Here is a 20997-nt window from a genome sequence, read left to right as displayed (position 1 = left end):
GACAGACTATGGAAATCGGGAATGCGGCAGCGATCGTCACCGGCGGCGCGTCGGGGCTGGGCGGCGCGACCGCGGCGATGCTCGCGGCGCGCGGGGCGAAGGTTACCTTGTTCGATCGCGACGCCGCTGCCGGAGCGGCGCATGCAACCGCGATCGGCGGGCTGTTCGCCCAGATCGACGTCACCGACGACGCGGCGATCGACGCGGCTCTGGCTGAAGCCGAAGCCGCGCACGGAATCGCGCGGATCCTGGTCAATTGCGCGGGCGTCGCGCCCGCGATCAAGACGGTGGGTAAGGAGAATGTCCCCCACCCGCTGTCGGCATTCCGCCAGGCGATCGAGGTCAATCTGGTCGGCAGTTTCGCGGTGATCGCGCGCTTCGCCGCGCGATTGGCCGCCGCCGATCCGATCGGCGAGGAACGCGGCGTCATCGTCAATACCGCATCGGTTGCAGCCTATGACGGCCAGGTCGGCCAGGCCGCCTATGCCGCATCGAAAGGCGGCGTGGTCGGCATGACCCTGCCGCTGGCGCGCGATCTCGCCCAGCATCGCATCCGCGTCATGACGATCGCGCCGGGCATCTTCCTGACCCCGATGCTGATGGGTTTGCCGCCCGCCGCGCAGGAATCGCTCGGGACCCAGGTGCCGCATCCCAGCCGGCTCGGACGGCCCGAGGAATATGCCGCTTTGGTTGAGACGATCGTGACCAATCCGATGCTCAACGGCGAAGTGATCCGGCTCGACGGCGCGATCCGGATGGCGCCGCGATGAGCGCCGCCGGCATCGCCGCCAAGGTGGAAGCCTTCGTCCGCGACGTGGTTGCCCCTTATGAGCGCGATCCGCGGTGCGGTCCACACGGGCCGAGCGACGAACTGGTCACCGAGCTTCGTGGCAAGGCGCGCGCGGCCGGCGTGTTGACGCCGCATATCCTGGCGAATGGCACGCACCTGCATCATCGCGAGGTCGCCGTCATCTTGCGCGCGGCCGGCCTCTCGCCACTCGGTCCCGTCGCGGTCAATGTCGCGGCGCCCGACGAAGGCAATATGTACCTGCTCGGCAAGGTCGCGACGGCGGAGCAGAAAGCGCGCTTTCTCGCACCGCTCGTCGCCGGCGAGGCGCGCTCGGCCTTCTTCATGACCGAACCCGCGACGGACGGCGGTGCGGGGTCGGATCCGTCGATGCTGCAGACGATCGCGACGCGCGACGGCAATGGCTGGCGGATCGACGGGCGCAAGGCGTTCATCACCGGCGCGGAAGGCGCCAGGGTCGGCATCGTCATGGCCAAGGCCGAGGAAGGCGCCTCGCTGTTCCTCGTCGATCTGCCCGATCCCGCGATCCGCATCGAACGCGTGCTCGACACGATCGATTCGTCGATGCCGGGCGGCCATGCGATCGTCGCGATCGAGCGGCTCAGGGTTACCGCAGACCAGATGCTGGGCGCACCCGGAGACGGCTTCAAGCTAGCGCAGGTCCGGTTGGCGCCGGCGCGGTTGACGCATTGCATGCGCTGGCTCGGCGCCTGCACCCGCGCGAACGAGATCGCGACCGACTACGCCAATCGCCGCCAGGCGTTCGGCAAACCGCTGATCGACCATGAAGGTGTCGGGTTCATGCTCGCCGAGAATGTGATCGACCTGAAACAGGCCGAATTGATGATCGATTGGTGCGCGGGCGTGCTCGATACGGGTGCGCTCGGCACCGTCGAGAGCTCGATGGCGAAGGTCGCGGTCAGCGAGGCGCTGATGCGGATCGCCGATCGCTGCGTCCAGGCGATGGGCGGAACCGGCGTGTCGGGTGATACGATCGTCGAACAGGTCTTTCGCGAGGTGCGCGCCTTCCGCATCTATGACGGACCGACCGAGGTCCACAAATGGAGCCTCGCCAAGAAGATCAAGCGCGACTGGATCGCCGCGCAATGACCGCGGACTCGTTCGCCGGCACCGGCGCAGTCCGTCTCGCGCATCGCTTCGACGAGGAACGGCTCGCGGACTGGATGGCCGCCAATGTCCCCGGCTTCGAAGGCCCGTTGCATGTCGAGCAGTTCAACGGAGGCCAGTCCAACCCGACCTACAAATTGGTCACGCCCAGCCGCCGCTACGTCCTGCGCCGCAAGCCGCCCGGCACCTTGCTGCCCGGCGCGCACGCGGTCGATCGCGAGGCGCAGGTCATCCGCGCGGTCGAAGGCGTGGGTTTTCCCGTGCCGCACGTTCATGCCCTGTGCACCGACGACGCGGTGATCGGCACCTGGTTCTATGTGATGGACATGGTCGACGGCCGGATATTCTGGGACGCGACCTTGTCCGGCGAAACCACGGCGGCGCGCGCCGCGATCTACGACGCGATGAACGCCGTGATCGCGCAGCTTCATACGATCGATCCGGAAGCGGTCGGGCTCGGCGGGTACGGGCGTCACGGCCAGTATATCGAGCGGCAGGTCGCGCGCTGGTCGCGCCAGTATCTGGCGGACGATATCGCCGGCCGCGACGCCAATATGGACCGGCTGATCGCCTGGCTGCCCGAGCATATCCCGGCGGGTGACGAGACGACATTGGTCCATGGCGATTTTCGCATCGACAATCTGATCTTCGCGCCCGACGCCTTCGCCGTCCGCGCGGTGCTCGACTGGGAGCTGTCGACGCTCGGCCATCCGCTCGCCGACTTCGCCTATCACCTGATGATGTACCGGATGCCTGCGCTCACCATTCCCGGGCTGGCGGATAGCGATCTGGCCAAGCTCGGCATCCCGAGCGAGGAGGATTATGTCGCGGCCTATTGCCGCCGGACCGGACGCGCGGGGATTCCTCACCTGGACTTCTACGTCGCGTTCAACTTCTTCCGCTTCGCCGCGATCTGCCACGGCATCAAGGCGCGGATGCTCCGTGGAACGGCCGCTTCCGCGGAAGCGGGACGGCTCGCGGCCGACCTGCCCGTGCTCGCGTCTCTCGCTTGGCAGCAAGCCGAGCGCTCGTGCTAAATCGTGCCGGGCACCTGCCGGCCGTTCCGATCAAGCAACGGGACAAGGGCCGTCTGAACGGCAGTTGCTCGCGAGTAAAGCTCTTGCCGTCAAAAACTGCCCTGTATCGCCCAGAGACGAGTTCGCCTTAGACTGACAGCACCGCCACTTGCACCCTCTCCCGGGCTCCCCAGAACACCCGTAACCTTTTATAAGTCCGTCAGGATTTTTGGATTAACCGTCCCATCGAATTTACTCAGTCCCTCCTCTTCCCACCACAATGCGGCGGGTAAAATGGAGGGCATTTCGGGGATTGCCTCATTCTGAATCTGGAGGTTCGCGCACAGGAAGGTACTGGTTCCGCCAGACCAAACTCGCACACCACCTGAGCGGCGCAGCGCGAGGTTGCCGTCCGGCTGGAACGAAGCGAACGCGGTGCCGCTGCCGGGTCGCGGTCGACATGAGCCTCTGTCCCGGTCGTGGTCTATCAGATCTACCGGCTATTGGCTGACGGCGGCTCCGACGACCTCCGATTGAGGAAGAACGTGCCGATGAGCTCGACCGGCCCCGTGGAATAATCGCGAATCCATCGTTCAGAGACCGGTTCGCCTAGGACTGACGGCACAATCCGTCCGTTAGCCGACGCCTGTCGCCTCACTCAAAAGCCTCGCGTTAGGCGAAACCGCATTTCCGCGAACGGCGCTGGGGTGCGAGGGCCGCCCCATCGTGCTTAAAATATCGAATGATTGACAACATCATAAATCCGATAAATTATTAGTGATAAATATAGTAATTTATCAGGAGAGGTGAATGCTCAGTTTTCGATTCCGGGCGGTTGGAAGCGTCGCTGTCAGCATGTTGGCGCTAAGCTGGACGACCGCGGCGCAGGCGCAGGACAAGCCGGCGCCCGATACGCAAGCGCCGGGCACGCCTGCCGCGAATTCGCAGACACAATCGATCGACACACGCGGCGACATCGTCATCACCGCGCAGCGCCGCGCCGAGAATCTGCAGGACGTGCCGCTGTCGGTCGCGGTGATTGGCGGCGACAAGCTCACCTCGCTCAAGTTCAACGAGACCAGCGACCTGCAATATATGGTCCCGAGCGTCACGCTGACCAATTCCGCGGGACCGCGCAATTTCGGCTTCTTCATCCGCGGCATCGGCACCAGCACCTTTTCGTCCGAGGCGATCGAGGGCAGCGTCGCCTATGTCCTGGACGGAGTGGTCATGGGCCAGGCTGGAGCGTCGCTCGGCGACCTCCCCGATATCGAGCGGATCGAGGTATTGCGCGGGCCGCAAGGCACATTGTTCGGCAAGAATGCATCGGCCGGCGTGGTCAACGTCGTGACCAAGCGGCCATCCAGGGAATTCACCGGCAACGCCAGCGTCAGCTGGGGTTGGCCCGACAATGACCGCCGCTTCAGCGCCTATCTGTCGGGGCCGATCACCGACACGCTCCGCTTCTCGATCTCGGGACGCCGCAACAAACGCGACGGCTATGTCACCAATGTGTTCGATGGCCGCAAATTGAACGACCGCGACGATTGGGGTGGGCGCGCCAAGCTGGAATGGGAGCCGACGGCCAACCTGACGCTGACCGGCATCGCCGATTATTACAAGCGCGACTCCGATTGCTGCGTGTGGACGCTCTATTCGGTGGGGACGCCCCCGGGCGCGCCCGAACTGTTTCAAATTGCAAAAGGCATCAAGCCGGGCAGGGACAATCTCGACCAGGATATCAATGGCGACGTCTTCTCCAACGCGAGGAGCAAGGGCGTGTCACTGCAAGCCGATTATCGCCTGGGCGGCTTCACGCTGACCTCGATCACCGCGTGGCGGACCTGGGAGACGACCGACGGGCTCGATTCGGATTCGGCACCGATCAACCTCCTTGATGTCAATTATGCCCATTTCAACCAGGCGCAGTTCAGTCAGGAAATCCGGTTGGCCTCGCCGACCGGCAAACTGATCGATTACGTGCTCGGCGCCTATTATTTCGACGCCGACATCAATTCGCGGTCGACCCAGATTTTCGCAACGGTGCCGTTCCCGTTCTTCAACCGCCGCGCCCATATCACCTCGGATTCGCGCAACATGGCGCTGTTCGGCCAAGCCAATTTCAACATATCGAAATCGTTCAAACTGATCGGCGGACTGCGCTACCTCAAGGACCGGGTGGAAGCGGCCAAGGATCGTCTCGATCCGACTTATCATCTGACCGATTCCGATCGTAAAGCCGAACAATCCTACGCGTTGGTGTGGCGCGCCGGTGCTCAATACGACATCGCCAAGGACGCCAACGTGTTCGCCACCGTGACGCGCGGATTCAAGGGCGGCGGGTTCGACACCAATATCGGCGTCAAGACCTTGCGCTACGTGAAACCCGAGCGGCCAACCAATTACGAAATCGGCCTGCGCACCTATTGGCCCGACGCGCGCGTGACGTTCAACGTCACCGCTTTCTACACGCATGTCGACAATTACCAGACAGCGGGCCGCGACCCGGTCACCGCGACCTATCCGATCGTCAGCAGCGAGGCGAAGACCAAGGGCGTCGAGTTCGATCTCGGCTGGCGGCCGATCGCGGCGACCGACCTCAATCTGGTGCTGAGCGGTTCCTATGTCGATGCGCGCTGGGGCGATTTCCCCAACGCGCCGTGCTTCGGCGGGCAGACCGTGGCGGAAGGATGCGTCCCCGCGCCGGGATCGCCGGCGGGATCGCCCGGCGTGCAGCAGAATCTGACCGACGCGCCGCTGCCCTATTCGCCCAAATGGCAATTGAATGCGGGCGGTTCGTACGGCGTCGATTTGTCGTCCAGGCTCAAGCTGCAATTCGATCTGTCGGCCAGCTATCGCTCGTCGCAGCTGATCGCCTTCCCCAACAATCCGCGCACGCGACAGGACGGCTATGTGCTGGTCAACGGCGCGATCGCGCTGGCCAGCGGCAAGCTGTGGAAGCTATCGGTTTACGGCAAGAACCTGCTCGACGAGCATTTCGCCGTGACGATGTTCTCGACTCCGTTCGGCAGCGCGCGCAGCCTGAGCCAGTTCCGGCCGTATGAATCGCAGCGCTCGGTGGGGTTGTCGCTCGATGTCGGTTTCTGAACCGCGCGATGCGGGTGGGGAGGGCTTACCCCCTCCCCGCCTGATCGCGGGATTGAGCTTCGTCACGATCGCCGAACTGCCTGACTGGTCCGCCGGACCCAAAGGCAGCACGGCGGAAATCTACGCCGCGCTACCGGGCGCCGGCTATGAAGGTATCCAGACGCTCGAGCCGGCGGTCGCGCGCGGCGCCGGGCTGATCCCATTCGGCATCGCGCGCGTGATCCATGACCTCGACCAGCTCCGCGCAATGACGCGACACTGGCGCGACCAGGGCTGCGCCTGCACCACGGTGCAGCTCGGCACCGGTCTCGAGGAAGACGACGACCTGTGGCGGCTCGCCGAGGGCATATTGCGGATCGCCGAGCAGGAGCGCCACGTGCTCCACCTCGAAACGCATCGCGCGACGATGACGCAGGATATCCGACGGACGCTCGGACTGATCGAGCGCTTTCCCGAACTGACCTTCAACGGCGATTTCGCACATTGGTATACCGGCCACGAACTGCCGTATGGCGATATCGAGGCCAAGCTCATCGCCATGCGCCCGGTGTTCGAGCGCGTCCGCTTCCTCCACTTGCGCGTATCGTCCGGCGCTTTCGGCCAACTCTCCGCGAGCGACCCGGCCGAAGCGCAGCATCTCGCCATCTTCCGGCGGATGTGGACGGAGAGCATCGGCGGCTTCCTCCTCACCGCCTGCTCCGGGGACTATTTGCCCGCGCTTTGCGAATTGCTCCCCGCGCGCACTTTTTATCCCAAGATGGTCACCGGCTCCGATGGCAGTCCGCGCGAGGAAAGCGACCGCTGGGTCGAGGCCGCCTTCCTCACCGAGCAGGCGCGCGCCTGTTTCGACGCTGCCGTCCAGGGCATCGCGGCATCGGCACCCCCAGCCCTGCCGATGCTCGCGAGCGACGATGGCCGCGAATAGCCGTCACGGCGAAGGGACACCGAAACACCCCCGTAACGATCGCCCACGGCTGGAAGGCGTGCTGGTTGCGCGGGCGCGAGGCATGTCTAATAGTCGCGGCGTGCCGACCGACATTCCGTCCGTAAAGAACTTCACCGCTCCGTCGGTCATCGCCCCCGTCGACCCCAAGCGAAATCCGACGCTGGCGGTGCAATATTGGCTCGGCCGCGACATTGTCCGCGGTGTCTTTGCGCCGCTCGAACGGCTCAAGGTCGAACAACTCGTCGCTTTCTACGATGTCGGCCACAGCCCCGTGCGCGAGGCGATTTTATTGTTGTCGACCAGCGGGTTGGTCGTACATGAGCACCAGAAGGGGCATCGCGTCGCACCGGTCTCACTGGCCGATTACGACGATCTGATTCGCGCCTATCGCAAGATCTATCAGCTCATGCTCGACAGCGCGCTCAAGCATGGCAACGAGGCTTGGGAGGAAGCGGTGGTGCTCCAGCTCCACCGCTCGCTCAAGGTCGAGAAGAATTTCGACGATCCCGAGCATCGCGAAATGTGGCAGCGCGCTTATTCGGCGCTGCACTGGACCTTGCTGTCGGGCTGCGGTTCGCCGATCCTGATGCGGATCTGGGCCGATCTCGGCGGGCGGCTCGAACGCTATGTCAATTTGTTCGCCGATCTCGAGATCGACCGCGTGCTCGACCATCACAGCAAGCATCGCGAAATCGTCGACGCGGTGGTGCACCGCGATGCCGAGCGGCTGCACGAGCTGGTCGCCGACATGTTCGAGATGGGCGTACAGTTCCACCAGACGATCAGCCGTACGCTTTCCAGCTACGAAAAGTCCGCTCACGCCGACCCCGCGCCGGAGATGGAGGGTGCGCCGCGCAAGCGTGGACGGCCGCGCAAAAATCCGCGTTAAAATAGATAAATTCTCTAGCTAATTATCAATTCTCCATTTATTCCTCCCCAAAAAATCGGGAGGATGGGATGGCCGGACTGGCGCGTACGAAATTAGGCATCTCGCGCGTGATCGGCTTCACGGTCGGCGATTTCGCGTTCAATCTCTATTGGCAGAGCATCTCGCTCTATCTGCTGTTCTTCTACACCGACGCCGTCGGGCTGAGCGCGGGGACGGCGGGACTGATCTACATGATCGCCTCGATCTTCGATGCGACGATCGACCCGCTGATGGGCGCGATTGCCGATCGTACGCGGACGCGCTGGGGACGCTACCGCCCCTATCTGCTGTTCGGCGGCCCGTTCGTCGGAATCGCGTTCGTCCTGCTCTATTTCAAGCCGGATCTGGCGGGGTCGGCACTTGCCGCCTGGATGCTCGCCACGCACATCCTGTTCCGCATCGCCTATACGGTTGTATCCATCCCCTATACCGCGATGAGCGCGCGCATCACGCCCAATTCGGGCGAGCGCGGATCGATCGCCGGCGCGCGGATCATCTTCGCGACCCTGGCAGGGCTGACCATCGCAATCACGACCCAGCCGCTCGCAGCTCATTTCGGCGGAACGGTCGACTCACCGCACGGTTATCTGATCGCGGCTGTCCTGTTCGCGGCGATGGCGACAATGATCTTCCCGATCGTGTTCGCCGCCACTCGCGAGCCGGAAGGCGACGTCCACGAAGTCGTGCCGCACAGCCTGGGCGAATATTGGCAGGCGCTGAAGGGCAATCGCGCGCTCTGGACAATGCTCGCCGCGATGTGCGCCGGGGTGATGTGTTCGACCGCTTTGGGCAAATCGATCCTCTATTATTTCAAATATTACCTCCACGACGAGGCCCAGGCGCGCACCGCGCTGAGCCTCTGCGCCGCATCGGGGCTGATCGTCGTGCCGATCTGGATGGTCGTCACCCGCTGGATCGGCAAGCGCAACGCCTGCCTGGCCGCGGTGGTCTGGGGCCTGGCCGGCTTGACCTGGTTCGCCATCACCGACGTGCGGACGACGGCGCTGGCGATCGGATTCTTCCTGTGGATGCAGGTGACCGGCCTGGGGCTGGCGCTGGGCTTTTGGTCGATCCTGCCGGATACGGTCGAATATGGCGAATGGCGATCGGGCCGGCGGACCGAAAGCTTCGTGTTCGGGCTGGGGCAGTTCTTCCTGAAAGTCGCATTAGGCCTTGGTGCGGGGCTGTTTGGCTGGTTGCTCGGCGTAATCGGCTATCAAGCCAATGTCTCGCAATCGGCCGAGACGCTGGCGCGAATGAAAGTGCTGATGACCGCATTACCCGCGCTCGGGCTGGTCATCGCGGGCATCGCGATGTTCTTCTACCCGCTGCGCGGCAAGCGGCACGACGAGATCGTCGAAGAGCTCGAGGCGCAGCGCCGCGTGGTCGCCGGCGAGGCCTGATCGGTTCTCCCCAGGGAGAGTGACAGTCTCCGCAGGGACTGTCGGAGGGGGAGGAGCACGACGGCGAGCAATCGCCGTCCTCCCCCTCCATCATTTTAGCGCCTAACCATCGATCAGAAATTGGCGAGCGGGGTCGTTCTGAAACACCACCGAGCCATCGGTGCCGAACGTCCGCGCGCCGTCGGGGGCATATTGCAGGATGTACGCCTTGCGCACCGTCCCGTCCTTGAGGTTGGGTCCGGTCCGATGCGGCGCCAGTGACGAGAACAGGATGATGTCGCCGGCCGCGGCAGGCGCGGCGACCGCGTCGTCGACCTCCTCCAGGCACTTCAGTCCGATCGGGGTCAACCAATGGTCGAGCGTGCCGAGCCGATGGAGGCCGCGCGCGATCCACGGACAGCCATTCTCCTCATCGACATCGACCAGCGGGATCCAGAAGGTCAGATATTGCTGCGGCTCGATGAAGGTATAGCCATTGTCCTGATGCCAGGGGAATTCCTGCTTCTTGCCGGTCTTCTTGTACACCGACTGGTCCCAATAGAGCCGCATCGGCGCATCGGCGAGGTCGTGGCAGAGGTCGCGGATCACGGGATGCGCGGCGAAATCGCGCAAGATCGCGGACTGGGTGACCAGATGCGCGGTGAACGTGATCGTGCCCGATGAGGTCAGGCGGAAATTGCCGCCCTGCTGCTCGCTGACATAGGTTTCATAGGCCTGTTCGATCGGATCGATCGCGGCCTCGACCTCGGCCAGTTCGGCGCGGGCGAACGCGCCGCGCACGATGACGAAGCCGTCGCGGTCGAACGCCTCCACTTCATCGCGGGTCAAGCGCCGCAACGGCCGGTCGGCGGGCACGTCCTGCCAGTCGAAGCCAGCGCTGCGCGGATCGATCCGCGGTGCAGTGGTCGGGAGGGTAGTCATCATCGTCTCCTGTTGAAGGGGCCTCGGCCCAATAATTTAAATTCAGCTTGATTCGATAATTTTCTGCATTTAATTCTACTTTCTATAAAGAGAGTCGATAATTATTAAAGGGCATCGAAACCGTCCCGGACGGAACGGCCCGATGCCAAATTCGGCGAAGGGAGAGGATTATGAAGCGGTTAGCCTGGTTGGCTGCGGCGTTGGTCGCGGTAATGCCCATGAGCGCCTACGCAGGGCCCAACCTTCCGACGAAGCCCATCGAGCAGAAATATTACGCCAACGGCCCGTGGACCGTGACGACGACGGTCACCGCCACGGCCTGCGATTCCAAGGGCGACCTCTGCGATATCTATTTCCCCGCCAATCTCGGCGCCAACGGTTTCCTGCATCCGATCGTGGTTTGGGGGAACGGCACCGGCACGACGCCGATCGCCGCCAGCACTTACGCTTATTATCTCCGTCACCTGGCGTCGTGGGGCTTCGTCGTTATCGCGACGCAGGACGGCACCACCGGCATCGGCCAGACGCTGATCGACAGCGCCAATTACATCAAGGCGCGCAACACCGACGCGAGCAGCGTCTTCTTCGGCAAGCTCGACGTGACCAAGATCGGCGCCGTCGGCCATTCGCAAGGCGCCACCGGGGTGATCAACGCGATGATCCATTCGGGTGCCATGATCCGCACCGCGGTCGCGTTCCACCTTCCCGCACAGATGTGGTGCAGTTCGTCGTCCAATTGCCTGCAGACGGCGACGCTGACCGGCGCGACCGCAGGGTCGATCCTCTATGTCAGCGGATCAGCTGACACCCTGATCTCGCCCGACACGCAATTGTTCGGCAGCCAACTCAATTCGAACACGGCCTATTACAACGCGACGCCCTCGGCGCTGACCAAGGCCAAGGCGATCATCAAGGGCACCAACCATAATGACGTCCAGGGCAATCCGACCTGCCCGTCGGGGCTCGGGTCGTGCAACAACGGCGTCGATGCCTATCTCGGCTATCCGACCGCCTGGCTGATGTGGCAGCTCCAGGGAGCAGCCGACGGACAGCAGGCGTTCAAGGCCTCGACCGGCGAGATCTATACCGAGACGACCAACTGGCAGAGCATCTTGAGCAACGTGCCCTGACCCTGGGCATGGGGTGACGTCTCGCGGCGATCCTAGCCCGGCACTCGATCACCCAGTTGTAACCCATCTAGCTTGCATCCCACCCCGGCGCTCCTTCGCCGGGGTGGCTTCGTTGGTGTGGTGGTCGGTGTCTCCCACGCACGGCATCGCTCCGCCCTTTCGCCTCTTGCAGATTCGATCTATTTTTGATGTAAATTGCGTAAATATGCTGTATTAGATCGAATCATGGGGAGATGGATATGCCGGATCGCGACAGCTGGGAGGAGCGTGGCTTCTTCATCGAACGTGGCCTGCTCTCGGCGGCCGTCACCGAGCGGATCGAGCGCGAGGCGGTTGACGCGATCCGTGCCGACCCGCCGGCAGGGCATGGCGGCGAGCGCGTCTATTCGACCGCCGACGATTTGCTGATCTATCCTGAAAAGGCGCCGAGCCCGGTGGCGCGCAACCCCGAGGATTTCATCGCCAAGGTGTTCAATTGCCACATCGTCGGCGCCGCGCACGACCTCGCCGTCGATCCGGTGCTCACCGATCCGCTACGCGACATCCTCACCGACGATATCGACTGTTTCCAGAGCCAATTCATCTTCAAGAACCCCGGCGTGGTCGGCCAGCCCTGGCATCAGGACGCTTATTATTTCCGCTACGACAAACAGCCGCAGGTGACCGTCTGGGTCGCGCTGAGCCGCGCGACCTTGGAGAATGGCTGCCTGTGGGTGCTGCCCGGGTCGCACAAAAGGCAGCAGGTGTTCGAGCATGTCGCCGACCGCCGGCCGGAAAGCCTGCAGGGCTATCAGGAGATCGTGTCGGAGGACACCGCCGAGGAAATCCCGGTGACGATGGAGCCCGGCGACGTGCTCTTCTTCCACTCCTATCTGATGCATTGCTCGACCGACAATGTCGCCGACTATCGCCGCTCGGCGATGGTTTATCACTACGCCGAAGCCGGCACCGAGCCGATCGATGCGGTCGCGGCGGCGACGCTCGCGCACGTCAACCGCTGGCTCCCCGCGCGGCGCGCCACCTCCAATATCCCAGCCTGAAGAACGGATCTCGATGTCGACCCAGACCTACCCCCGCCCGCATCCGCTCAACCACGATTTCCGCTGGCAGGACGTGCCCGGGGCGCGGCCGCTGCGCCGGCTGACGCGCGACGAAGTGAAGGCATTCGATCGCGACGGCTTCATCGTCATCCGCAACGCGTTCAGCGACGCGGAACTGGATGCGGTCGAGGCCGCGATCGACCCGATCGAGCAGGCCTATGAGAAGTACGTCAAGGAACAGGGCGGCAATCTCAGCCTGACCAACACCGACGCGATCACCTTCACCACGCATATCGTCAAGCATTCGGACGAACTGCGCCGGTTCGCCGCGCATCCCGTGATCCGCGACCTGTGCCACGATCTGATGGGCGGAACGGTGCGGCTCTATTGGGACCAGTCGGTCTACAAGAAGACCGGGGTGAAGCAGGAATTCCCCTGGCATCAGGACAATGGCTACACCTTCATCGAGCCGCAGCAATATCTGACCTTCTGGATTCCGTTGCTCGATGTCGACGAGGAGAATGGCTGTCCCTGGATCGTGCCCGGCCTGCACAAGGGCGGCACGCTCGACCATTGGCGCACGCCGATCGGGCTCAAGTGCCTCGAGGAGGCCGAAGACGCGGTCGCGGTGCCGGCGGAGAAGGGCGACATCATCCTGTTCTCGTCGCTTTCTCCGCATCGCACGGGGCCGAACCTGCGCGACGGCACAGTGCGCAAGGCGTACATCCTGCAATATGCCCCCGACGGCGCGCATACGATGGTCGACGGCGAGACGATCCGCCAGGACGATGCCGAACGCCAGTTCATCATCGAGGGCGCCGGACAATGATGCGCGACGACAGCGCGGCGCTGATCGAGGCGTATCGCAGCGATGGCTTCGTCGCGGTGCGCGGGCTGATCGATCCGGCCGAGCTCGCTCCGCTCGCCGCCGAAGTCGATGCCGCGGTCGCGCGGCGCAAGGCACGCGACACGCGCAGCCTGGCGGAGAAATCGCGCTACGAGCAGTCGTTCGTGCAATGCCAATATATGTGGGAGGATTCGCCCGGTATCCGCCCCCTCACCTTCCACGAGAATGTCTGCCGGATGGCCGCCGAGCTGATCAGCGCCAGCGCGGTGCGGCTGTGGCACGACCAGGCGCTGTTCAAGGAGGCCGGCGGCAAATCGACCCAGGCGCATCAGGACCATCCCTATTGGCCGATCGCCGAGGACGCGACGATCACCGCCTGGATTCCCTTGGTCGAGGTCGACCGCGAGACGGGGTGCATGGGCTATGTTCCCGGATCGCACCGCGACGCGCGGCAATTCGTCGATATCTTCGCCGGCGACGACAGCAACGGCCCGCAGGTCGAGGACCAGGCAGTGTTCGTCCCCGCCCGGCCGGGCGACGTGCTGTTCCATCACGGCCGCACGATGCACATGGCGCTGCCCAACCAATCGGGGATCACGCGCCGCGCTTATACCGCGATCTATTTCGCCGACGGCTGCACGCGCGGCGGCGAACGCGCCCACCCGTCAGTCGATCGTACCGGGATCGCGGTCGGTGCGATGATCGATGGGCCGGCGACGCCGATCGCCTGGCCGCTGCCGGGTGGGACGTTCCCAGAGCCGGGACCGTGGCCCGACACTGGCGACGAGAGGTTCCGGCGTTCGGCTGCGCTCGGGATCATCCCGGAAGTGGCGTAGGTCGGCCCAAAACCGGCTGCTCGCGCTTATGCCGGCTGCACCGAAAAGCGGATCTCGCGAGCATAGAACGACCCCTCGAGCCCAATGCTGCTCTCCCAGGTCAATTCGAGGTCCCCGATTTGTGGACCCGCTGACGTGGCCCATCCGCCTTGCTTCGCCACGACCCGCCTGACGCCGAGATCCTGAACGATTGCGCCGGCATCTCCAACCAGCGAGATGCCGGTGATTCCATCGAAGTGAACGAATACACGCGCATGGCGGTCGCAGACGAAAAATCCTTTCGCGTCTATCTCGCTCGTCATCCGACAAGCTTTAAAGACGATCGTCGCCTCGCCGGCCGTGACGTCTAACCTTTCGATCTCCCAATCATGAAAAGAGGGTACGAAGCCGAACCATCCGGTGACCTCATCGCTCCCGGACAACGTCCGAAAAAGCTTCTCGTCCGTCGTCCAGTAAATTCCGTCAGAGCTTGGCATGGCACCGTGCTATCCCAACCGCCCCAACACCAAAAGGCGGGATTTACCGCGTCCGCGGGGCTGCCACCACGCTGACGCTGAGCCGGCGCATGCGTCAGGCGGCCGTTGCGGGTCGCCGTCCGCGCCCACTCTGAAGGCCGCCATGCCGGCGCTTGGGCTGGCCGAGTTCGGCGAGGTTGCGGCGGATCGTCGCGCGCATCGGCTCGCCGCCTTCGAAGAAGCGGTCGAGCAGCGAATGCAGCCGGTCGGCGTCGCCGCTGACGATCGCCTCGACGATCACGCGGTGCTCGGCATGGCTGTCGCGCGCGCGGTCGGTGGCGAGATCGGCGTGAAGATTGACGTAGCGCTCGGCGCGGTCGCCGAGATTGCCGACCACCCCCCTCAGGATTCGCGATCCGCAGCCGGACAATATTTCCTCGTGCAGGCTCTTATATGCCTGCTGCCACAATTCGCGCGCCTCGGGATCGGCGTCGGTCATCACCTTGCTGACCTTGAGCGAGCGGTGCAGCGCGAGCACGACGCGCTCTTCCCACTCCTCGCCGCCACGCTCGACCGCCATTTCCAGCGCGAGCTGATAAGTCCGCCGATAGATATCGATCAGGTCGTTATAATCGGCCAGCGACACGCCGGCGACGCGATAGCCCTTGTTGTGCTCGTGCTCGATCAGCCCGCGCGCCGAGACCAGCAGGATCGCTTCGCGCACCGGGCTGTGCCCTACACCGTAATATTGGGTGAGCTGTTCGACCTTGAGGCGTTCGAGCGGCGCGAACACGCCGCGTACGATGTCGCGGCGCAACCAGTGCGCGATCGCCTGGGTCGGGTTCTTGTCGGCGTCGATCCCGACGGTCAGGCGGGGATCGGTAAAGGTTGCGACGGAAACCAATGCTGTCACATCAGGTCTTTCTGATCGGGCGAGATGCCGGCCTCATAGAGCAGCGGGCTGGGCGAATTGAAAGGTGTACCGGAAAACCACCCGCATCTCCTTTTCGTATTTTTTGATCATAATTGACTTTTTATTCTATTTTCGATCAAATTATAACCGACCATTTCGTCACGGCTAGGCTTAGAAACCATGACTATCGACATCGCGACGCGACCTGCCCTTCTTCCCACCCTCTCGATCGACGGGGATCGGTTCGTCGACAGCCATGGGCGCCATGTCATCCTGCGCGGGGTCAATCTGGGCGGCGATTGCAAAGTGCCCTCCCCCAATGGCGGCACCCAATATCCGAGCGATTTTGCCGACCATCGCACCGTGTCGTTCGTCGGGCGCCCGTTTCCGATCGCCGAGGCCGACGAGCATCTGGCGCGGCTGGCGCATTGGGGTTTCAACTGCCTGCGCCTGCTCACCACCTGGGAAGCGGTCGAGCATGCCGGGCCGGGCCAGCACGATCAGGATTATCTCGATTATTTCACCGAAGTCTGCGCGCGCGCGGGCAAGCACGGCCTCTATCTGTTCGTCGATTTCCATCAGGACGTCTGGTCGCGCATGACCGGCGGCGACGGCGCGCCCGGCTGGACGTTCGAGGCGGTGGGCCTCGATTTCACCAAGTTCCACGCGGCGGGCGCGGCGCACGTCATGCAACAGGTCTACGATTATGGCAGCGACGTCCGCCGCCAGCCGCACTATCCGCAGATGAGCTGGGGATCGAACTACCGCCTGTCGGGCAATGCGATCATTTGGAGCCTGTTCTGGTGCGGTGCCTTGTTCACGCCCGAGCATCGCGTCGACGGCGAGAACATCCAGCATTACCTGCAGCGCCATTATCTCGGCGCGATGGAAGCGATCGCCGAGCGTGTCGCCGGCATGCCGCACGTGCTTGGTTTCGATACGCTCAACGAGCCTGGCACCGGCTGGGTCGGTGACGGCCTCAGCTATCGCCACTTGGCCCCGAGCGAGGAAAACCGAACGCGCCCCCGCCCCGGTGTCGCGACGTCGGCGCTTGACGGTCTGGCCGCGGCGAGCGGGCTATCGGTCGAAGTGCCAGTGCTGCGGCGCAACCTCGATACCGGCCATGCCGAGCCGGCGGGCAGCCGCGTCATCAATCCTGACGGCGTATCGATCTGGCGCGACGGCGTGACCTGTCCGTTCGCCGCCGCGGGCGCCTGGCGTGTCGAGGGCGGTAAGGCGGTCGCGCTCGACGAGGAATTCTTCCGCAGCCGCGACGGCCGCCGCATCACGATATCGGAGGACGGCTTCGGCCCGCTGTTCCACGCTGTCGCGGAGACGACGCGGCGGCACAATCCCGACTGGTCGGTGTTCGCCGAGCTCGACGCGTTCGGCGCGGCATCGGGGCGCCCCTTCCCCGAGCGCATGCCCGAGCGCTCGGTCAATGCCAGCCACTGGTACGACGCTTCGACGCTCTATCTGAAGACGTTCGATCCCAACAATTCGTATGACTTCCTTACTGGCGAACTCGCTACCAGCGAGGATCAGGTGCTGCAGCGTTATGTCGCGCAGATCGGCTATAAGGCGGCGGGCGGCGCCAAGACATTCGGCCCCAACGGCGCGCCGTCGCTGATCGGCGAATTCGGCATTCCCTATGATCTCGACGAAGGCGAGGCCTACGCCGCCTGGGATCGCGGCGAGCGCGATCCGGCGATCTGGGCCAAGCACGATCTGTTGCTTGGGCTGATGTACGACGCGCTCGACGCGCTGCAACTCAATTCAACGCAATGGAATTACACCGCATCGAACCGCAACGACCTGAGAATCGGGGACAATTGGAATCAGGAGGATCTGTCGATTTTTTCCCAGGACCAGCTGGTGGCGGGCGATTCCAGTTCTGGCGGGCGTGGGGTCAGGGGATTTTGCCGGCCATTCGCCAGGCACGTCCAGGGACGAATCCAAAACATGCATTTCGACCGGGCGAGTGGCGAGTTCGCGCTGACCTTCGACGCTGATCCGGCGATCGCGGCGCCCACTGAAATCTACGTGCCGCGAACCCAATATCCCAACGGCTGCACATTCGATGTCGCCGGGGGCCACCTTGTCTTCGCGGAGCAACTTGCGTCGGTTCGGGTCGAAAAAGCCGGACGAATCACGATCACCATAAAGCGGCAATGACGCGCCGGATCGCCATCGGCGAACGAATGTCGATGTCAGCGCAGCGCTGCCGCCGGGACCGGCGCGGCGTAGCGCGTCAGGAACTGAGCCAGGCTCGGCAGCTGCGGCAGCCGGGCCTTGATCCCCGCGTCGAGCCCGTCCAGCGCCTGGCGAAGATTGGCATCGGGCAGCTGGCTCGGCAGCAAGTGCCAGCCATCGGGCGTCAGGCCCTGCCCCATCATAACCTGGCACCAGGAATCGACGCGGAAAATCTCGTCCTGGTCCTGATGCGCCATCGCCTGTTCGCGGAACAGGTCGAGGCGGGCGGCCAGCGTATCGGGCAGCTCTATCCGCGTCATGCGTTGCCAGAACGGCTCGTCGCGATGGTTCAGCGCGTAATGCAGGATCACGAAGTCGCGGACATGCGTCCATTCGGCTTCTGACCGCGTATTGAAGCGCTCGGCCAGCGCCTGATAGTCGCGCGTGAACGGGAATGACTGGATGAAGCGCGTGATGGCGATCATCACCAGATGGATGCTGGTCGACTCCAACGGCTCGATGAACCCGCCGGCGAGGCCGAGCGCCAGGCAGTTGCGATGCCATGCCCGGCGGCGCATCCCCGCGGTGAACCGCAGCAGGCGCGGCTCGAACAAGGGTTCGCCGTCGATCCCGGCCAACAGCGTCTCGCGCGCCGTGTCATTGTCCATGTCCGCGCTGCAAAACACGATGCCGTTGCCGACCCGATGCTGGAGCGGAATACGCCAGCGCCACCCGGCGTCATGCGCGATGGCGCGGGTATAGGGGACGGGTTCGCCGGCACTCTCGGTCTGGACCGCAAACGCGCTGTCGGTCGCGAGCCAGGGGCTCCAATCGTCGAAACCGGCCTTGAGCGTCTGCTCGATCAGGAGCGCGCGAAAGCCGGTGCAATCGATGAAGAAATCGCCGTCGACCCGCTCGCCCGATGCCAGCACCAGCGACCGGATGTCGCCGCTTTCTGCATCCTGCGACACTTCCGCGATACGGCCCTCGACGCGTTTTACCCCGTCGGCCTCGGCAATGCCCCGCAGGAACCGGGCATAAGCGGTCGCGTCGAGATGATAGGCATAAGCGAGGCCAAGCTCGGGATCGGCGGAGAAGCGGTTTTCCGCCGCGGCGCGCAGCTCCAGCGAATAATCGCCATAAGGGCGCCCGAAGCCGCGCTGCCGCGCCTCGAGCCAGAAATGCTGGAAATCGGCGACGAACACCGATCGCCCGACCGATCCGAACGAGTGGAAATAACGATCGCCCGGCCGGTCCCAATTCTCGAAGCCAATGCCGAGCTTGAAGCTGGCATTGGTTGCGCGGACGAATGCATCCTCGTCGATGCCGATGAACGAATGGAAGCTGCGGATGGTGGGAATGGTCGACTCGCCAACGCCGACGGTGCCGATCTCGTCGGATTCGACCAGCACCACCTCGATCATCGGGCTGAGATGTTTGGCGAGCGTGGTAGCGGCGATCCAGCCGGCAGTACCGCCCCCCGCCACGACGACGCGACGGATCCTGTCGGGAGTTGCTTCGGTCATCGATTGAGCTGCCTTTGGATCAGGGCGCGCAACTGCCGCGCCGCCATGGGATCGAGGGACGCCAGCGGCCCGCGGGCCGCGGTGGGCAAATGGGCCGCCGGGCGCTCGGGCGGGCCGAAGATGTAATAGTCGAACATCGCGCGCCACGCGGCTTTCTCGTGCGCCGGGCGATCGCGGAGCGAGAGCATGGCGTGGAGCAAGGTCGTCATCGGCGTGTCGAGGAAATCGGGTGCCGCGTTCCACCAATAATTGACCAGCACGTTGAAGTCGTCGAGCGCCTCGACCTGGTGCCACCACAAGGCCGGGTAAACGAGGACGTCGCCGGGCTCGAGTTCGGCGATCTCGCCGGCCGCCGCCGCCTTGGGAAAATCGGGGAAGCGGTCGAGATCGGGTGCGGCGAAATCGACCATCGTCACGACTTGCCCGCCCGGCGTCGGCGCCAGCGGACCGGGATAGAGGTTGGCGACCTGGTCGGGCGGGAACAAGGTGAAGCGGCGATGCCCGACCGCGCAGCACGCCGCATTGTTCGACATGTCGAAATGCGCCGCCGCGATCGTGCGATTGCCGAGCCAGATGCTGGCGAGCGGCGGATGCTTGGCGAACAAGTCGCCCGCGGGCGCCAATTCGTTCTCCGCACGAAAGCCCGGGAAGAAGGTGTCGAGGTCGGTCGAGCCGATGTAGAAAGCCGGTGCGTCTGGGTTGCCGCGCTGTTCGAAGATGCGGGCGAGGAAGGCGTCGAACGCGACGCGTTCGCCGCGGAAGTTCATCGCGGTCGCGTCTTCGTTATAGTGAAAGCGGCCGCCGGTTGCCGGATCAGCGGTATAGCCGACCACCGGCTGTCCGCTGTGGAACCGCAGCAGATAGTCGACGGCGCGTTCCGGCGATTGCAGCCCAGCCTGGACCAACGGCCAGTCACGCGCGACGCCCTTCAGGATCGTCGGCACGCCTTCGGCGACGATGGCAGCGAGATCGGGGGCGGCGATATTTCCGTCCAACTCGCGGGTTCGCCGAGTGACGGCGATCCGGACGGGGGCGGCATCAGCCATCGCGGCGCCGCTTGCGCGCGACCAGCGCGGAGATGTTGCCGAGCGAGGATGCCGCCCAGATCGCCGGCCGCAGGAAATCGTCGCGATGCAATGCCGCGAGCGCCGCGCCGTCGAGCGCGGCGAGCCGATCCTGCGCGATCGCATAGCCGTCGGGCACGGTGAAACGGCGTCCGTCCTCGGTCTCTATCCGCAGCTCGACAGGTTGGATCAGGCCATGCTTCTCGAACGCGGAGAACATGGCGGGCGCAGCCTGCGATCCGACATAGACCCGCTGCAGCGCGGCCGCGACCTGGTCGAGCAATGGCGCGTTGCCGCCATGGTCGAGGAAGATCGCAGCGCCCTCGCCGCCATGGCGCACGCGAGGATGCGACGGGTCGATATGGATCATCGGTTCGCCGGCAACGCCTTCCGGCGGGACCCCGATCGAGAACGGACCGCGGCTCATCAGCGCGGGGATATAGCGCGCGTCCCAATGCGTGCCGTCGAGATAGAGATTCTCCTCGGCATCGAACCCAAGCAGGACAGTCGCGCGATAGGCGCCGGCAGGGTCACGCCGGAACAGGATCGCATACTCGCGCTGCAATTCCTCGAACTCGGTGGCGAACACCATCGTCTGATTGACGGCATCGCCATAAGCGGCGCCGCGATCCACCACGACCCGCAGATCGGCATGGTCGACATTGTTGAGTAGGACGGGATTCGCCATCGCTGCCGATCCTTAGACGAAGAAGGCCGCTTGTGCAGCGGCCTTCC

The 20997-nt window shown here is 64.1% G+C and carries 18 protein-coding genes; 12 read left to right on the top strand and 6 right to left on the bottom strand.

Going from position 1 to position 20997, the window contains the following annotated elements; all coding sequences use genetic code 11:
* The first annotated feature begins 8 nt into the window (after positions 1-8).
* From AC1DSD_RS08600 to AC1DSD_RS08570, 7 genes are all read left to right on the top strand, one after another.
* Positions 9-770 carry an SDR family NAD(P)-dependent oxidoreductase gene (locus AC1DSD_RS08600; RefSeq protein ID WP_478029602.1) on the top strand — a complete coding sequence of 254 codons (762 nt, stop codon included), beginning with the start codon at positions 9-11 and terminating at the stop codon, positions 768-770.
* Positions 767-1918, top strand: coding sequence for an acyl-CoA dehydrogenase family protein (locus AC1DSD_RS08595; RefSeq protein WP_478029601.1), 1152 nt, complete (start codon positions 767-769; stop codon positions 1916-1918). Before AC1DSD_RS08600 ends, AC1DSD_RS08595 begins: the two co-directional genes overlap by 4 nt.
* Positions 1915-2973 (top strand): phosphotransferase, encoded by a 1059-nt coding sequence (locus AC1DSD_RS08590; RefSeq protein WP_478029600.1) that lies wholly within the window; start codon positions 1915-1917, stop codon positions 2971-2973. The genes AC1DSD_RS08595 and AC1DSD_RS08590 overlap by 4 nt, the downstream gene beginning before the upstream one ends.
* A 789-nt stretch (positions 2974-3762) precedes the next feature.
* Positions 3763-6060, top strand: a complete 2298-nt coding sequence (locus AC1DSD_RS08585) for a TonB-dependent receptor (RefSeq protein WP_478029598.1) — start codon at positions 3763-3765, stop codon at positions 6058-6060.
* A complete protein-coding gene (locus AC1DSD_RS08580; RefSeq protein WP_478029597.1) occupies positions 6047-6985 on the top strand; it encodes a hypothetical protein in 939 nt (312 codons plus the stop codon). Before AC1DSD_RS08585 ends, AC1DSD_RS08580 begins: the two co-directional genes overlap by 14 nt.
* 82 nt (positions 6986-7067) lie before the next feature.
* Positions 7068-7895: a GntR family transcriptional regulator gene (locus tag AC1DSD_RS08575; RefSeq protein ID WP_478029596.1), complete on the top strand. Its 828-nt coding sequence runs from the start codon at positions 7068-7070 to the stop codon at positions 7893-7895.
* Positions 7896-7963: 68 nt separating this feature from the next.
* Complete coding sequence (locus tag AC1DSD_RS08570) at positions 7964-9337, top strand: MFS transporter (RefSeq protein ID WP_478029595.1); 1374 nt, start codon at positions 7964-7966, stop codon at positions 9335-9337.
* Between the two features lie 102 nt (positions 9338-9439).
* Here the strand turns inward: AC1DSD_RS08570 and AC1DSD_RS08565 are convergent, their stop codons facing one another.
* Positions 9440-10258 carry a phytanoyl-CoA dioxygenase family protein gene (locus AC1DSD_RS08565; protein WP_478029593.1) on the bottom strand — a complete coding sequence of 273 codons (819 nt, stop codon included), beginning with the start codon at positions 10256-10258 and terminating at the stop codon, positions 9440-9442.
* 170 nt (positions 10259-10428) lie between these two features.
* On the opposite strand from AC1DSD_RS08565, the gene AC1DSD_RS08560 reads away from it, so the two are divergent.
* The 4 genes from AC1DSD_RS08560 (at position 10429) to AC1DSD_RS08545 (ending at position 14111) form a co-directional block, all read left to right on the top strand.
* Positions 10429-11388, top strand: a complete 960-nt coding sequence (locus tag AC1DSD_RS08560; protein ID WP_478029591.1) for a hypothetical protein — start codon at positions 10429-10431, stop codon at positions 11386-11388.
* A gap of 239 nt (positions 11389-11627) precedes the next feature.
* The gene (locus AC1DSD_RS08555) at positions 11628-12428 is read left to right on the top strand and encodes a phytanoyl-CoA dioxygenase family protein (protein ID WP_478029590.1); all 801 of its coding nucleotides are present in this window, start codon (positions 11628-11630) and stop codon (positions 12426-12428) included.
* 13 nt (positions 12429-12441) lie between these two features.
* Positions 12442-13257 (top strand): phytanoyl-CoA dioxygenase family protein, encoded by an 816-nt coding sequence (locus tag AC1DSD_RS08550; protein WP_478029589.1) that lies wholly within the window; start codon positions 12442-12444, stop codon positions 13255-13257.
* On the top strand, positions 13254-14111 hold the full coding sequence (locus tag AC1DSD_RS08545; RefSeq protein WP_478029587.1) for a phytanoyl-CoA dioxygenase family protein: 858 nt from the start codon (positions 13254-13256) through the stop codon (positions 14109-14111). The genes AC1DSD_RS08550 and AC1DSD_RS08545 overlap by 4 nt, the downstream gene beginning before the upstream one ends.
* A gap of 26 nt (positions 14112-14137) precedes the next feature.
* Here AC1DSD_RS08545 and AC1DSD_RS08540 read toward each other — a convergent pair whose 3' ends face one another.
* Positions 14138-14587, bottom strand: a complete 450-nt coding sequence (locus AC1DSD_RS08540) for a hypothetical protein (protein WP_478029586.1) — start codon at positions 14585-14587, stop codon at positions 14138-14140.
* Positions 14588-14681: 94 nt separating this feature from the next.
* Positions 14682-15470, bottom strand: a complete 789-nt coding sequence (locus AC1DSD_RS08535; protein WP_478029584.1) for a GntR family transcriptional regulator — start codon at positions 15468-15470, stop codon at positions 14682-14684.
* 189 nt (positions 15471-15659) lie between these two features.
* Between AC1DSD_RS08535 and AC1DSD_RS08530 the strand changes: the two genes are divergently transcribed.
* On the top strand, positions 15660-17654 hold the full coding sequence (locus AC1DSD_RS08530) for a cellulase family glycosylhydrolase (RefSeq protein WP_478029583.1): 1995 nt from the start codon (positions 15660-15662) through the stop codon (positions 17652-17654).
* 35 nt (positions 17655-17689) lie between these two features.
* Here AC1DSD_RS08530 and AC1DSD_RS08525 read toward each other — a convergent pair whose 3' ends face one another.
* From AC1DSD_RS08525 to AC1DSD_RS08515, 3 genes are read right to left on the bottom strand one after another with little or no spacing between them, the layout of a single operon-like run.
* A complete protein-coding gene (locus AC1DSD_RS08525; protein ID WP_478029582.1) occupies positions 17690-19198 on the bottom strand; it encodes a tryptophan halogenase family protein in 1509 nt (502 codons plus the stop codon).
* Positions 19195-20244 carry a cupin-like domain-containing protein gene (locus AC1DSD_RS08520; protein WP_478029580.1) on the bottom strand — a complete coding sequence of 350 codons (1050 nt, stop codon included), beginning with the start codon at positions 20242-20244 and terminating at the stop codon, positions 19195-19197. The genes AC1DSD_RS08525 and AC1DSD_RS08520 overlap by 4 nt, the downstream gene beginning before the upstream one ends.
* On the bottom strand, positions 20237-20950 hold the full coding sequence (locus tag AC1DSD_RS08515; protein ID WP_478029578.1) for a SapC family protein: 714 nt from the start codon (positions 20948-20950) through the stop codon (positions 20237-20239). Before AC1DSD_RS08515 ends, AC1DSD_RS08520 begins: the two co-directional genes overlap by 8 nt.
* Between the last annotated feature and the right edge of the window lie 47 nt (positions 20951-20997).

This window comes from Sphingomonas sp. P4_D12 (assembly GCF_056401895.1).
The sequence above is the reverse complement of the archived record's forward strand: the minus strand, read 5'-3'. Positions and strand labels throughout refer to the sequence as shown.

Excerpts from the sequence above, each read along its gene's own strand:
- AC1DSD_RS08600 (WP_478029602.1), top strand. The coding sequence starts at position 9 with ATGGAAATCGGGAATGCGGCAGCGATCGTCACCGGCGGCGCGTCGGGG.
- AC1DSD_RS08595 (WP_478029601.1), top strand. The coding sequence starts at position 767 with ATGAGCGCCGCCGGCATCGCCGCCAAGGTGGAAGCCTTCGTCCGCGAC.
- AC1DSD_RS08590 (WP_478029600.1), top strand. The coding sequence starts at position 1,915 with ATGACCGCGGACTCGTTCGCCGGCACCGGCGCAGTCCGTCTCGCGCAT.
- AC1DSD_RS08585 (WP_478029598.1), top strand. The coding sequence starts at position 3,763 with ATGCTCAGTTTTCGATTCCGGGCGGTTGGAAGCGTCGCTGTCAGCATG.
- AC1DSD_RS08580 (WP_478029597.1), top strand. The coding sequence starts at position 6,047 with ATGTCGGTTTCTGAACCGCGCGATGCGGGTGGGGAGGGCTTACCCCCT.
- AC1DSD_RS08575 (WP_478029596.1), top strand. The coding sequence starts at position 7,068 with ATGTCTAATAGTCGCGGCGTGCCGACCGACATTCCGTCCGTAAAGAAC.
- AC1DSD_RS08570 (WP_478029595.1), top strand. The coding sequence starts at position 7,964 with ATGGCCGGACTGGCGCGTACGAAATTAGGCATCTCGCGCGTGATCGGC.
- AC1DSD_RS08565 (WP_478029593.1), bottom strand. The coding sequence starts at position 10,258 with ATGACTACCCTCCCGACCACTGCACCGCGGATCGATCCGCGCAGCGCT.
- AC1DSD_RS08560 (WP_478029591.1), top strand. The coding sequence starts at position 10,429 with ATGAAGCGGTTAGCCTGGTTGGCTGCGGCGTTGGTCGCGGTAATGCCC.
- AC1DSD_RS08555 (WP_478029590.1), top strand. The coding sequence starts at position 11,628 with ATGCCGGATCGCGACAGCTGGGAGGAGCGTGGCTTCTTCATCGAACGT.
- AC1DSD_RS08550 (WP_478029589.1), top strand. The coding sequence starts at position 12,442 with ATGTCGACCCAGACCTACCCCCGCCCGCATCCGCTCAACCACGATTTC.
- AC1DSD_RS08545 (WP_478029587.1), top strand. The coding sequence starts at position 13,254 with ATGATGCGCGACGACAGCGCGGCGCTGATCGAGGCGTATCGCAGCGAT.
- AC1DSD_RS08540 (WP_478029586.1), bottom strand. The coding sequence starts at position 14,587 with ATGCCAAGCTCTGACGGAATTTACTGGACGACGGACGAGAAGCTTTTT.
- AC1DSD_RS08530 (WP_478029583.1), top strand. The coding sequence starts at position 15,660 with ATGACTATCGACATCGCGACGCGACCTGCCCTTCTTCCCACCCTCTCG.
- AC1DSD_RS08525 (WP_478029582.1), bottom strand. The coding sequence starts at position 19,198 with ATGACCGAAGCAACTCCCGACAGGATCCGTCGCGTCGTCGTGGCGGGG.
- AC1DSD_RS08520 (WP_478029580.1), bottom strand. The coding sequence starts at position 20,244 with ATGGCTGATGCCGCCCCCGTCCGGATCGCCGTCACTCGGCGAACCCGC.
- AC1DSD_RS08515 (WP_478029578.1), bottom strand. The coding sequence starts at position 20,950 with ATGGCGAATCCCGTCCTACTCAACAATGTCGACCATGCCGATCTGCGG.